Source organism: Halobellus captivus (assembly GCF_003697845.1).
Taxonomy (GTDB): domain Archaea; phylum Halobacteriota; class Halobacteria; order Halobacteriales; family Haloferacaceae; genus Halorubrum; species Halorubrum glutamatedens.
In genome coordinates this window covers 35,520-49,530 of the sequence record NZ_RDQE01000007.1, presented here as the reverse complement: position 1 = coordinate 49,530, position 14,011 = coordinate 35,520, and the positions used below count along the sequence as shown (strand labels likewise).

10 protein-coding genes are annotated in these 14,011 nt (G+C 54.5%); 1 reads left to right on the top strand and 9 read right to left on the bottom strand.

Going from position 1 to position 14,011, the window contains the following annotated elements; translation table 11 throughout:
- Positions 1 to 67: 67 nt before the first annotated feature.
- From EAO78_RS09435 to EAO78_RS17710, 5 genes are all read right to left on the bottom strand, one after another.
- Positions 68 to 760 carry a 3'-5' exonuclease family protein gene (locus EAO78_RS09435; RefSeq protein ID WP_122105598.1) on the bottom strand — a complete coding sequence of 231 codons (693 nt, stop codon included), beginning with the start codon at positions 758 to 760 and terminating at the stop codon, positions 68 to 70.
- On the bottom strand, positions 760 to 1,788 hold the full coding sequence (locus EAO78_RS09430; protein WP_122105597.1) for a hypothetical protein: 1,029 nt from the start codon (positions 1,786 to 1,788) through the stop codon (positions 760 to 762). The genes EAO78_RS09435 and EAO78_RS09430 overlap by 1 nt, the downstream gene beginning before the upstream one ends.
- A gap of 367 nt (positions 1,789 to 2,155) precedes the next feature.
- A complete protein-coding gene (locus EAO78_RS09425) occupies positions 2,156 to 3,022 on the bottom strand; it encodes a hypothetical protein (protein ID WP_122105596.1) in 867 nt (288 codons plus the stop codon).
- The gene (locus EAO78_RS09420; RefSeq protein ID WP_122105595.1) at positions 3,022 to 4,017 is read right to left on the bottom strand and encodes a hypothetical protein; all 996 of its coding nucleotides are present in this window, start codon (positions 4,015 to 4,017) and stop codon (positions 3,022 to 3,024) included. The genes EAO78_RS09425 and EAO78_RS09420 overlap by 1 nt, the downstream gene beginning before the upstream one ends.
- Positions 4,014 to 4,610: a hypothetical protein gene (locus tag EAO78_RS17710; protein WP_136516501.1), complete on the bottom strand. Its 597-nt coding sequence runs from the start codon at positions 4,608 to 4,610 to the stop codon at positions 4,014 to 4,016. The genes EAO78_RS09420 and EAO78_RS17710 overlap by 4 nt, the downstream gene beginning before the upstream one ends.
- A 96-nt stretch (positions 4,611 to 4,706) precedes the next feature.
- Here EAO78_RS17710 and EAO78_RS09415 point away from each other — a divergent pair, with 96 nt between their 5' ends.
- Complete coding sequence (locus EAO78_RS09415; protein WP_004594176.1) at positions 4,707 to 4,943, top strand: helix-turn-helix domain-containing protein; 237 nt, start codon at positions 4,707 to 4,709, stop codon at positions 4,941 to 4,943.
- 10 nt (positions 4,944 to 4,953) lie between these two features.
- Here the strand turns inward: EAO78_RS09415 and brxL are convergent, their stop codons facing one another.
- The 4 genes from brxL to pglX all read right to left on the bottom strand — a co-directional run bounded on the left by brxL (position 4,954) and on the right by pglX (position 13,887).
- Positions 4,954 to 6,981, bottom strand: a complete 2,028-nt coding sequence (gene brxL, locus EAO78_RS09410) for a protease Lon-related BREX system protein BrxL (protein ID WP_122105594.1) — start codon at positions 6,979 to 6,981, stop codon at positions 4,954 to 4,956.
- A gap of 121 nt (positions 6,982 to 7,102) precedes the next feature.
- On the bottom strand, positions 7,103 to 9,529 hold the full coding sequence (locus EAO78_RS09405) for a PglZ domain-containing protein (RefSeq protein WP_122105593.1): 2,427 nt from the start codon (positions 9,527 to 9,529) through the stop codon (positions 7,103 to 7,105).
- A gap of 85 nt (positions 9,530 to 9,614) precedes the next feature.
- Complete coding sequence (locus tag EAO78_RS17705) at positions 9,615 to 10,133, bottom strand: hypothetical protein (protein WP_136516500.1); 519 nt, start codon at positions 10,131 to 10,133, stop codon at positions 9,615 to 9,617.
- A 34-nt stretch (positions 10,134 to 10,167) separates the two neighbouring features.
- Complete coding sequence (gene pglX / locus EAO78_RS09400; RefSeq protein WP_122105592.1) at positions 10,168 to 13,887, bottom strand: BREX-1 system adenine-specific DNA-methyltransferase PglX; 3,720 nt, start codon at positions 13,885 to 13,887, stop codon at positions 10,168 to 10,170.
- Between the last annotated feature and the right edge of the window lie 124 nt (positions 13,888 to 14,011).

Genomic DNA, 14,011 nt, shown 5'->3' with positions numbered 1-14,011 from the left:
CGCTTCAATCAGATCGACCGCTTCCATCGCTCCCCGTCAGACTCGGTGTTGCACAGTTACGCGAGCATCACCTCTGCACCGTCGGTGACAGTGACTTCACCGAGAACTCTGATTTCGAGCAATACCACTGAGCAAGCCGTCCGAGATCACGGGTCCGCAACACATCCGCAACGTTATGAGACACTAGGTCAGCGAACCGTCCCTCATTGAACGCTGTGACTGCTTCACCACTCTCGACGAACGGATCCACGTCGCTGTACCGGCCATCACACAGCACGTCATAGACGCCTGCTAAGTCACTCTGATCATCAGATACGACATCACCGTCACCACCATCACAGGATGTGACGGTCGTATTGAATCGCCGCGTTAAGACCGGCAGAAGATCCGCGTACGGGAGCTCACGGAACGGCCACTCAATCTCCAACCGTGCCAAGCGCGTCCGAAGGAACGGGAGATCGAACCCGCCCTTCCATCGTTCTCCGTTGAACGCCACCAGCAACACGTCATCATCCTGGAGCCGGTCCGCAGTGAACGATCCCACTGCTTCAAACAGCGCTCGCTCCGTCGGATGCGTCGTTACCTGCACGTGTACAGGCACGCGATCACTAACACGTCTCTCCACACCGTCGGCATCCCGACTACCAGTCTGGACGAACACGCGGACGCCCATCGGCACCGCGAATCCGATTACAGTAACCTCGTCGTCGACACCGAACCCAGTCGTCTCAATATCGAACGCGACCAGTTCCAGCACCACTACGCTTCACCCCCTGAGACATCTGCCTTCTCAACGTCGTGTATCAGCTCGGCACGATCCGGGATACGATCATCGCTCGCCGGGCGGACTCGAAGCTCACCGAATCCGAACCGCGAATGCGTTCCAACCCGGGATACCCCGTTCTTCGCCGTCTTAACCGGGTCCGATCCGTCGTACCCGACAATCTGTCCGTGGTCAATCGTCGCTAGGTCATACACGTCTCCATCGTCGACGAGCCGTTCCGTCCGTCGCCGTAGCCCGGATCCTCTCGCTTCACTCACCTCACCCTCATTGTTACGGTCACAGTCAGCCGCACTCGACGGCGCAGCTGGGCGGGACACATCCCACCACCACGGCACCGACTGATCATCAGCACCGGGGTAGTCGGTCGCTATGACGAACGGCGACACCAACTCAATGGAGTGCTCATCAGCTGCTGCGATCCGGTCGTAGTCCAACGCCTCAAGATCGATCAGTTGTGAATCGACGATCGACAACTGACCGAACCCGTAGTTCCGCGCGCCGCCGACCTGCAGGCCATCCAGCGTCTCGTCTGCGACGGGAAGCACCGACTTCGAGTGCGAACCAGTCGTAGACAGGTAACACTGGACGAACCACCGAACCGATCGTTTCGAAGTCTGCATCTCTGGCGGGCGACCAAACCACGCGACCGAATCGAACGCAAGCCGCCCACCGTGCGACTGGACAGGATGGGCGTTATGCGCGTCTCGTGGCCACGACGACTTTAGCCAACGCTGCGCCGAATCCCGCAGCAGGAACAGATCATCATACGCCTCGACCGGCGGTAGCGACAATCCAACCTTCCCTAACGATTCCTGAGAGTACCACGATGGCGGCGTCCCGTACGCCTTCGGCAGGAACACACCGTTGCTGACACACAGCCCTCGCCGCATCGACTCATCGACACGCTGTGCTAGTGCCTGATAGAGCGCGTTCCCTGTCACGAAGTACGGGTGCCCCAGATACCCCGTCTCCAGCTCGAACAGTACCTGCTGAATTCGTGTCACGCTGACTCACCCCCTGCGTTTCCACTCCAGATCCCGAGTAATCTCCGAGACTGAAGCGCCACGGACTGCGGTCCAGACACACCCTGTTTCCAGTGCCACGAGCCGTACAGCGCCGCTACCGGCGCAATACAGGGGTCAACGGGGACACCTATCGTCCGCCAATCTCGAAGCGGCACCGCATCTCGCAGCAGTGATGCCGCCCCTCTGTCTCGACAACTACACACCCCGTTTCCAGTGTCTTCACAGGAACACCTACACCACGAGGCACACACCCCATTTCCAGTGCCCCGGGCAGGAGACCCGTCTATACCGTCGTATTCCGGCATCGACACAACCCTGCGACGAAGAGATTCGAAGCGTCTCATCGTCACGGCCACCCCCGATTTACATCGGCAGCACCAGCATCAGGCATACCACGCCACGCAACGAACTCCTCAATGTACTGCAACGCCGTCGACCACGACCGCAGCCGGCGAAGCTGCGAATCCAACACCATCAACGCCCGCGACCCGTCAGTGTCGAACGGTTGGTCCGACAGGCGTGACCAGCCATCCGCAAACGACCGCGCCGGCTCCGGCCCGAGCCTCGCCGCCGGCCGATCACCCGGATCACTCGTCACAGCCAGCGTCACCAGCGGTGACCATAGAACGGTTCGATGCGGCGACACCACACCACTCTCTAATGCCGCTTCGACACCGGCATCAGCGGCCGTTGCCTCACCCGGTCGCACCGTCAAGAACAACTCGTCGAAACTGTGTCCTGCACGGTACTCCGACAACAACGCCGCTGCCAGCAGCACGTGGTACTTCAACGACGTGTACGGATAGTACACTGACTCGTTGAACGCCGCTGCCACATCGCTCGTCAACCACGTCGCGTGCAGTCGAGACGCATCATCAGATACCACCAACGACCGGAACCCGCCATCCGCTGCCGCCTCAATCCGGCCAGGTTCAGTCGCGGACTCGCCCGTCAGCAACGACAACCGGTACGGTGACGAGTGGTTCGCCACCGTCTGTTCCGGCTCACCTGACGGTCGGCTCAGTAACGCCGCATCACCATCCGCACCCCGCGGGACAGCCTCATTCACCGGCACACCGTGATACTCGTCAGCACCCGAACCGTGCCGCCGATTCCGGAGTTTGTGGACATCGTGGCGATACACCGCCACCATCGGATCAGCAACCGTCTTACCGACTGCATCAGCATCCACAAAGTCACGAGCATCACTCATCAGAGATCACCTCGCTCTCCCTCGACGACACTGTCCTGACGATCGATCGCCGCACTCAGCTCGCCGTCAGCATCGCTCACACGCGCCTGCAACGCTCGCGTGAACTCTTCACGGCACGTCTTCCGCCACTCATCGTCTTTCTCCTGCATCGCCTTCGTGGCGTTCTGCGCCCGATTGTACACGCGACGGATCTCTCGCTTGGTGTACAGCGGATTCACCACACCCACATCAGCAATCCCCGCACCGAAATTCCGCGCACCACCGAGCTGGAACTCAAACGTATCACTCTTCGAATTGAGCAACGAAACCGCTTCTAGCAACAACCCGACGAACTCGGGCTTCAGTGTCCGTAGCGTCAACAACCACGTTCCCTCGACGTTCCCGACCACGTCCCGAGTCGCGTGCCGCAACGGCTGCCCACCGTCCTCATCGTTCCGCGACCGAACCTGCGTGTGCAGTTGCCGGTAATGCGCCTCGGCCTCACCACGGAGAACATCGACCTGGGAGCGAACCGGCGAGAACCGAATCGGCCGACGCAACAACTCGCCCGGTTTGTCACCGAATCCACCGAACAACTCGTAGACAACACAGCCAGCGTCGGTATCGCCTGTCTCAACGCAGGCTCCTTTCTCGTGGTACCCCTGGCTCAGGTCACGATCATACACGTCCGCACGCATATAATCCGCATTCGGCTCACCCGGATGGCACGCCGACATCCCAGCAATCTGCAACACGCGTTCACACCCGTGCCGTAACCAGCCCGACAACGTGAACGGGGAGATCTGCCCGCGAATCTGATTCATCGCATCATCCGCCTCGTACCGATCCGCAGAAGCGTGATGCCGATCAGTCACGACGCCGTCACCCGGCGCAAGCAAATCCACCCCAAGGTCAAGGTACAGATCCGGGAACGTCGACTCATCGACAGGTGGAAGCTCGAACTCACCGTCAAGGTGCCACACCGAGAATGACGGGGACTCCGATCCCCCCGTCATTGCGAACCACCACTGTCACACCACGACGACGGCTGCTCACGGCCAGATGACTCCGTCACCACACCCGAATGAGTCACATCAACACGGGCATCCTCACCATCGGCACCCGAGTCCGGATCAGCATCATCCAGCGTGTATGCCTCTAGCGTGTTCCGCGGACTGAAGACAACCAATTCAGGTTCCAGTAAAACCAGCCACGCCGACTGCGTCGCCGCGTCTGACACCGTACCGACCCGCCCTTGGACAACCAGCTCCCGGAGCGATCGATCCCACGAGCGATTATACTCATCTCCATGCCCCCGACAAAACACATCCTCAATCTTAAATTTCGGATCAGACTTCGATCGAAAAGCGGACACAGTAATGCGTCCGCCTTCCCAAATTCGAGAGTCACAGACTTGACAGATAACGGCCCCTTCCGCCAAATCTGACAGTTTCAGTTTGTTTATGTCTTCAATAAGCTCGCTGTCGATACTTTCTTGATTTGGTGGTGTTGATTTCGTCATGGGTTCGAGATTGGTTATTCTGAACCCAGCCTGGGTGCTACCACACCCGGGCGTTTCCTGATTAACGCCCGATGGCTGAGCTTCCATCCAATAGTCATACCGCTAATGGCATAAGCCTTTGGACGTTCGACTAATGGATGCCGTCCCAGCACTCATTAGTGAACCGGGGTCAATATCGGAGATATGGGCGATCGGAAGCGTGACGAAAACAGTGGTCGGTTTAGCGAGGAGTATCCTCGGGATGATTTTCTCCGGGTCCTTGAGGAACTCGGTGCAGTCGGGACGACCGACGTTGCTGAACACGTGGGGTGCGACCGAAGAACTGCTTATCTGAAGCTCCAAAGTCTCGAAGAGGAAGGCGATGTCGAGAGTCGAAAGGTCGGAAACGCTCTGCTGTGGGAATTAGTGGACGAATCTTAGGGAGTATGAATCACTCTAGTTCAATCGCCTTACTAGCCGCATCAAGGGGATTAGTGTAGAACACGAGTTGGAGCTGGTCGAGGAGTTCGTCGGGGATTTTCGGCAAGTCTTCTTTGTTCTTCGCTGGAAGGAGCACCGTTTTGGCTCCAGAATCCGCAGACAGCTGGAGTTTATCGATCAACGAACTCACGGAGACTAATTCGCCCATCAAACTCATCGATCCCAGTACAACCGTTTGTGGCCGAACTGGCCGGTCAAGAATTCCCGAAACAATACCTACGAGTAGCCCGACGCTCGTTTCACCACCCTCATTTGCATCAGAGGGGTTGAGAACCTGGACATTGATGTCGTATTCATCTAGGGTCTCTTCACGACTGAGTTCCCGCATATTCGCCTGGAGATAGTCACAGGCGGTTTCGAACGACTCTTTCATCCGCTTTCCGGGCGTGCCCGAAATGTTCGTCTTGCCCGACCCGGGGAGTGTCTGAGTCTCGATTCGGAAGGGTGCGTGGCGTCCTTCGCTCTCACCTATTGTGTAGACCGTTCCTGCCTGCTGTGTTCCTGGGGGAATGAGTGACTCGTCTGCTTCTTCGGGTACTGAGACATAGATCTCCTCTTTCGTCTCCAGGTCAAGGTAGGAGAATTCGACGGCGCGATATTCCATACCGCCAATCCGCTTCAATTGCTCCTTGACTCGACGACGACCTTCCATAGCGAATTCGAGATACTCTCGGAGCTCTTCTTTCGTGTAGTGGCCATGTGGGTGAAGTAGCTTGAGTAGACCAGAGACTGTCTTTCGTACTGCCTTTTCGTCTCGTTGGTTCAGATGGTCACCAAACGCGAACTCCTCGTTAATCGCGTCACCGTACGACTCCTTGCGAAGTTCGCGGACGAATTCAGCGAAGTAGTCGACGATGAATCCAAACTGGTCGCCAAAGAACTCGGACCGCATCTTCGGGACTTCCCACCCTGGAAGGTAGTAGTGGAATCGGTCGATGAGCGCGAGATCCTGCATATCCTCGGGGAACGGTTCAAAGAGGTGTGAACTCTTGAGAACGCCTTCAACGTCGAGGTCAATGTTTCCGACGTAGACCATCGAGGCTTGGGCGGTGAGCTCTTCAGTCCCACGAGAGAAGCTTCCGGACTCCATGTAGTCTTTGAGCATCTGGACGGCTTCCGAATCGCTGAACTGGAGTCCCCCGACCTCGTCGAATGCAACGACATCCCAGCGACCGACGAGGCCGATTCGTCCTGTATTCAGGTTCAAGAAGAGCTTTGCTACGGTGGTTTTACCGCCGGAGATGAGGATCGAGTGGGGACTGATTTCACGGTAGAGATAGCTCTTTCCCGTCCCACGTGGCCCCAATTCGACGTAGTTGTAATTCGACTCGACGAGCGGGATACATCGAGCTAAGAAGAGGAGTTTCTCGCGGTCGCTAAACGAAGAGGGGTCGTAGCCGACGGTCTGAAGGAGAAGGTCCATCCATTCATCGCGCGTGAAATCGTTACGTCGATCTTTCAGTTGGTCAAGGTCAAGATTCGATACCTGTATGGGTTTGAACGAGTCGATGCCGAAGAGGCTCTTTGGACTGTTCGCATTATCAGGGAGATATTCCAAGTCGATGATAGCCCAGACGCCACCACCGAGGAGCTTTGGATGCTTGCTGACGAGATGTTCGTTGATCTCGACATCGCTCAAACCGAGGTTGACAAACGAACCGATGTAGGCGTCCTGTTGTTCATCGAGCCTGACGGTGACCTTGTCAATGACGCGATAGCGTCCCCGCTCTCGAACCTCGCTCTTGACGAATTCGGCCTCGTCAGGACGAACGTAGTGCTTTGACAGAATCTCTTTGACCTTTTCGAGGCCCTCTTCCAGAGATTCCTCGTCATCAGTCGCACAGTACTGTCCAATCAGATATTCGAGAACGTAGGTAGGGACGTTTACCCCGGATTTGATGTCCTGAACAAGGTCTTTCCGGACGACGCGCCCGGAGAAGACATCCAGGGCTTTCCGATCTACGTCCTCAGTCGTCATTATATAACGGCAATGTTGCCGGGGGCATATTGGTGTCGGTCATCAGGAGTGAGAACTCAAGATAGTGAATGAATCCTGCTCGGATTCGACTACGACAGCCCGTTGTTGTAGCCGAGATCACTCACACGTCAAATCCCATATCGTCATCTCCGAATAGTAAATCTAGGCTCACAGTCTGTCTCGTGATCGTCTCTCTGGTGTCAGTATCGACGACTTCGAATTGGACCGTATCTTCACCCGAGATGGCTCCCTGCTTGAGCCGAACACGGGTGCTATTGTCGCCAGGGGAGATCTCCATTGTAACAGGATCTGCGACCGGCTCATCATTGATGGTTGCACGAACCTCTAATGTTGGTGCAGGGTCGAAGGCGACTTGCCCACTCTTAGCCTCAATCTCCACGGTGAGTATAGAGTTTGTAATCGGATCGGGGATCGAGACATCGTAGCTGATCGACGCGCTCTCTTCGATTTCGCCCGTGGTCACAGTGAGACACGGGACTAGGAGTTCTTGAAGCGAAATCCCACCGTGGAAGTAGCGCATATTCCCACCTCGTGACTTGAAGCACGCGACACTACGGGGAAATAGCAACTTGATCTCGGGGCCATCAATGCCGAGTTTCGACAGTGCCTCGTGATCGATCTCGACGAACTCATCAGTATCGACGAGTGGCGTTTCACGGTCGGCAGCAGCGAACCGGCGTTTGACGACCGGAGCAAGGTCAGGAGCCTCGACTTTGTGATCGTCATTCAGCCGGTCCGTATACAGGAACCCGTGATCGCTGGTGATCACGAAGCGAGTATAGCCGGCCTGTTTGAGACGCTGGACAGTCCGTTCGACATCGTCGACGTGAGACGCAACCTGGCTGAATGCAGCATCGTCGTCAAGACTCTCGCCGAGTTTGTCTATCGTGCCGGAGTAGACGACACGCGGAACGGGGTCGGACTCGGTCAGCTCTTCCAGCGAAATGTCGCCAACCTCGTCCATATCGACGACCTCGAAGCCCGCAGCACTGAGTCGTTCAACACGGTCCGCTTTTCCAGCCATTTGCTCACCGCCGCTGGTGACGACGAGTTCGTCGTCGTCGAGTGAAAGTCCGAGTTCACCCAGTAGGTGTGCAGCCATCCCAACCTCGGTGATCGACGGAAGTGCAGCACTCACTGCGGAGAGATCCTGTTCGAAGTCGGTTCTTCGTCCAAGATTTTCGCGGATGGCTTCAGCAAGTTCGTAGCGGAGCCCGTCACAGATAATGATCGCCGTTCCGTTTTCGACCTCAGCGAATTCCTCGTAGAACGAGGTCTGTGGCGTTCCGAGTGTCGGATCGTCGCTCAAAATCTCTGCCAGAGGCCGGTTGACACCCTGAAGGAAGGCCATGTAGTGATTAGTGACCTGACGTTTCACCGTGGCTTCCTTTGGGTACGGGAATGTGGCCTGCTGGGTCGCGTTGATGTAGCGTCGATAGGCTGCATCAACCTGCCACCAGCCGTCATCGGTCGTGTACTGTCCCGCAAGCTCTCTCGAACCCATCGCTTTCGCGTCGTCGACATCGACGGTACCGATCTGACGAAGCGTCTCAACCGCCAAAGCAGGCACCGACCAATCAACGAGATCCTCGTTGCTCCAGAAGCTGTCCCGGCGTTTCGTGACTGTCCGATTGAGTTCCGCCGCGATCTCCGGAAGATCAGCATACGTTCCCTCAGCAAGTCGATCCATCACGAGCCGAATCAGGCCAGTGTCGATACCTTTGAACGCAGTAGCGTTCCATCGGGTTTGATCGGATTCGATCACGGCCTCTGTGAGGTCGTAGTCGGCTTCGATCTCCCGTGAATATCGAGTGAAATCGGCAGGAGTGTACTGTTGCCAGTCGTCGCAAAACTCCGCCGCAGCTTGAGCATCGTCTGCAGCGAGGTTGTCGTACTGTGCCGTCGGCGCACGACTCGTCACCTCTCCGAAGAGGAGTTGGGTCGCCAGTTCCTTTGGGTCCAGTCCGGCATTAATGCCGTACTCCTCGCGGAGCTGTGCATCCCAGGCATCAGCCATCGCGTTATCTTCGATGTCTTCGCGGTAGTCCTCGGGGTCAGAAAGATAGTCACGAACCCACTCGTCGATTGCTGGGCCTACAGTCTCGAAGAGCACACAAAAGAACGCCAGACGCTGGTATTCGCGGTTCTGTCCCCAGTCCTCGTACGCGTCCGGAATCTCTTCGTCGTGTTCGACGAGGAACTGCGTCACCGGAGTGTCGTCGATGTCCTGGCCGACGCGGTACTGTCGGCCGAGCGCGTGAACATCGCGGAACCACTCGGCGTCGTTCCGGGACTCAGGGATGTAGAACAGCCAGTTCTGCTCGTAGTTCGGATCCTCATCACGGAGTCGGCGCTTCAGTTCGAAGTAACTGCCATCGTAGCGAGCGAGTGTGACATCATCGAGATCAGCTTCGACCTCGTTGAGGACACCCTTGTATTTCTCCTGAGCGTCGTACCACACCCAGACTGGGTGGCGATCGAACTTCTGCCGGAGTTCCGTGATAATGCTATCCGCGAGATCTCCCATTGTATTCTCCTTTCAATTGGGGGCTGTTTGGTGTTTCGGGGATGGTTTGACGGTTATGATCGACTTGGTAGAACCTCAGACTGGGCTATGTGGTGTCCGTTCTTATCTTCTGAATGAATTCGTTCACAGAGTTGTATTCTTCCCTAAGATGCTCCATTCGGCTTTCCGTTACCCGAATGAACCTGACCGGATAGTAGTTGCCATAATCGAGTAGGTCAGCCAATTTATGGCCAGAGATCGATACTGAAACTGGGTTTTCTAATACCAGTAGGAAGTCCCAATCCCGGTCGCCGTTACCTTTCACATTTAATAGATCAGTGCGAATTGCATCACCGAGGGGCGGGTTATGTTCTTTTTCAGCTACTTTCGCAGCATACTCATATTGGTCCGAATCGGTATAGAATAAAATCCAGTCTCCCCTATGTACGTTCTGCCACGAGGATTCAAAAGACGACGTGAGCCCCCATATGCTGGCATAGTCTCCCCAGTTGCTGTCTGAGTAATTGGAATAGGTTGCTCGTTCTATGCCATTGAGGACCGTTCTGTGAAAGATTTCAAACGCGTCATCCCTTCTGGATGCTGGGGCCAAGAATAATTCCGTCATTACTTTGTTATTTTTATTTAGGCTTGTCGTCCGTTTATCTTGTGTAGCTGGATTTCAGCTTGGGCAGTCCAGTTTCGAGAACTTCGTACTGATCCCATTTCTTGATGTTCTCCCAAATGCCATCTTCCACATCGACGGTAACGCCATCGTCAATCATCTCGTCGATGATATTGCGGAATTCTCTGATGTCATCAAGCTCATTTTGGACATCTTCCTTTCTTTTCAGAAGCTCTTTATCCGGATTCTCACCGCTAGTTTGAGCGTTAAGTGTTTCGAGCTCGTTTTCGAGTACGTCAATCCGTGGATCGAGATACTGGCCACGGAGCTTCGCAAGGGTGTTCGCGTCTATATCGTGGTAATAGATGAAGCAACTAAATCCGCCATTGGGACTTTCGAGTTGCCAGTAGATAGGGCTCCGCTCACCTCGCGGTTTGTACTCATCGACATGATGATACCGGAAGAAATTCTCTCGAAGCCAATTAACGGGGTGATCTCCCAAAGCGGATTCAAGTGTGCGTTCTGCCTGCGCTGAATCCTGAAATAGTTCGTTGAGAGCCTTCGAGAACAGGTTTGTGACTGAGGTAGTCGAGTGGTCAAAAGCGAGTATCTCATCATCGAGTGTAGGAATATCGGTGCCAGATTCCCAACGGCCAAACAACGACCCCACGATTAGTGAAACCACTCGACCTGCGGCCCTTGATTGCTCATCGTCAGTATAGAGGTCGTAGTCGTATCGAAGTTGAGCCACAGTTAACGGGGAGAGCTCAGTTGCTTCTGCTGCTTCGCGGAGCGTTACATCGTCCAATGATCGGAGAGTCTCGATTGCTGAATCAAGCTTTTTGTCTTCCAGGTCAACTACTTCCAGATACTGGTTCAAGAACTCTGGATACTCAACGTGAACATTACGGTCCACAGGGTATTCAGACGTGTTCTTTGGGAGATTGGCGTACATCTGCTCTTGCGTCCCAGAGGAGATCTCATATTCATCGAAGAGGAGAGTGTCAGAAATCCCATGGACAGTAAGGATGCGAGCCTTGCTAACCTCTTCAGCATACTGTAGATCGGTTGAACTCGATTCAAGCAGCGTTATGAGTTCCTCACCGTCGAAGTCTGCGCTAGTCTCTGTCAATTGAGAGAGCTCTTCTCGCTCTTGGATGCCAGTAGAAACCAGCTCCTCTATGTCTGACTGATAGTCGTAATCCGTTTTCACCGGGAATCGCTTTGCGTCGCCTACCTCGAAGCTCAAGCCAGGATTGAGTCCGTTCCCAATGAACCTGTGCAGAGTCGAATTGAGATTTGCTAAGAGAAGTTTATCTGAGAGTTCATCTGAGAAGACTGCGTGGGACTTGTGCGAGAAGATAGAATCTGCTGGTTGTTTGCGCCCGACGAAATGATTCCCGAATGCTCTGAAGGTGACACCTTCCTCAAAATAGAAGTCTTCGTTTCGAAGGTTCGCTCCCGCATCACGCAGATCTTTCCCTGAGTCTCCCCAGTCTACGTAGTCTTCAGCGTAATCGTAGTACTCGGAGTCTGTTCCACTCTTCTGGAACCGCTTGTATCGATCACCAATCTCTTCTATTGGCACCTCCCACCACTTCCGAACGAATTGATCATCGTCGCCGGTAGAGAGCCCTTGTTTCACTTCGCCAATATCATCGACACTTGGATATTCAGAAAACAAACTCAGCGTCTCTTCGCCGAACCAATACAGGAATGGCCGCCTACCAATATCATCGATTCTGCTTTGAGAGAAGACATACACGTCGTTATGTTCCTCTCCAGAGCGAAGGGATTCAGCGATCTCCCGCAAGCCTGCAATTTTACGCTCGTAGTTCTTGTAGTGCTCTTGCTCATGTGTCATCCTATAGAACCGAGACGACTCTCCTTCTGAGGGAACTGATCCTCTAAGCACGAAGGGAATGGTGTATGCGTCTTTCTGTTGTTCGAAACCGTATCTGGAAAGGTGAGCAGCCTCTATGAAGTAACTCTCATTTAGAAGCTTCTTTCGCAGTCCACGGAAGTAGTAGAGGAACATAAAATTCTCTGGAGTAACCATACTAACGTGGCCATCCTCGGACGAGAAGGAAAGACAGCGCTCGATGAAAGCACCATAGACATCATATTTCCCCACGTAATGATCTCTGATGTAGTCCTTGAGCGTCTCGCCCATCTTTTTACTCTGTAGATACGGCGGATTGCTGACGACCGTATCGTATTCTCCCATCAGAACATCGAGTAGTTCTACTGTTTTCCCAACCTCGGCAGCAAACATCTCCTCAATTGGGTCATTATGTTCGAGCGCTTCACTAGCGAGGTTCTGTACGCTCTGCATTAGCCGGGACTTGATTTCGTCCCAAGACTCTTCCTCACCGCCTGCAACGAATGTCGATTGAGAGGTCAGCCCACCACCGCTCGTGAATTGTGCTTGGCCGGTTGCCTCGAATTCTTCTCGGTATTCGTCGAGAACCTCATCAATGCGGTCTTCGACCTGAACCAAACTGCCTAACTCACGGATGTCACCGAAGCTATTCCAGATCTGCTCTAAGATTTCCCTCTCCAATTCCGACCCCGAGCGTTCAAGTATCTCTTTTTTCCGTTCGCCGTTAATTAACACTGCATCTGCTGAAACGATGTTCAACTGTGGAATCTCGACATCCGGCGATTGATCTTTTGCCTTTAGATAGAGGGATAGGGCAGCGATTTGCGCAGCTCCCGAATCAATATCGACACCATAGAGATTGTTCCGGAGAATCTCACGTGGGATGTACTTCTCCGCGATTTCACTCTCTTCTAGATACATCTGGTAGAGAACGTCGAAAGCATAGAACAGCATATGACCACTTCCGCAAGCCGGGTCAAGTACGGTGATCTCTTTGACCGATTTCGTCTCGCGGTCAGTCAGCGAGTCTTCAAGCGGAGCAAGATAGAAGCACTTGTCCTCATCGTTAATACTAGTTCTCTCGCCTTGCATTTCGAGCCACAGCCGTCCAAGCGAATTGTCGACCATCCACTCAACGATATAGCGCGGTGTGAACAGCTGGGTCTTCGTGGCGATGTCTGTTCCTGCAATCTTGTAGTTCTCTTCATCGACACGCTCGTCGATCTCCTCGCGTTCTTCTTCTCCGAAGTATTGGTAGACCCAACCTAAAGCCTCGTCACTCTCCCAAGCCTCGTTTTCGATGGCATCCAGTTTGTCGAGAACTTCTTCACGCACCTGTGGATCGAGGTCGATGACGGTGTGTTCGGATTCCTCGAAAATCATCCGAATCTCTGCGCCGATTTCTTGGTACGCAAGTTCGAGTGCGGTACCGAAGCCATCGTCAGGTGCGTTGGTTAGCTCGCCTGCGATTTCGGCGACCGTGTGGTGTATGTACGACCGGTTGCCGTACTCCGGTCGCTCGGTGATGGTTTCCTCAATGATACCGCGAACCTCGATGGTTTTCAGCGCAACAAATCGATTGAGGTAGGTCTTCGTCGCTTCCCGGACGTAGTTGGTGATTGACCGCTTTAGGTCGCCTTCGGTGGATTCGAGTTCGCGTTCGATTGCTGCATTCAGTGTTCGTCGAGTTTCGATCTCTTCAACGGAGAGGTGTGTCAGGTTCTCCAGCGGGAGTCTCTTGTCTTCGTAGATGCCGTATTTTTCGAGTTGGCGGCGAAGTTCGTCTTCAAGTGCGTGGCGTGTACTGAGGATCGTGCTTCGGATTGTTGATCGTTGATCCGACGAGAGACCGGGTTGACCGTGGGTTGTGGACATGGATATTAGAGGATGGCACGCCGCTGTGAAACGGATGGGGTGACGGCGTGCGGTGTCGTGATTCCCACCCGCGGTGACATACCACGGAAAAGCAGTCGGCGTCTCTTATAATTGTGGGAGTGCC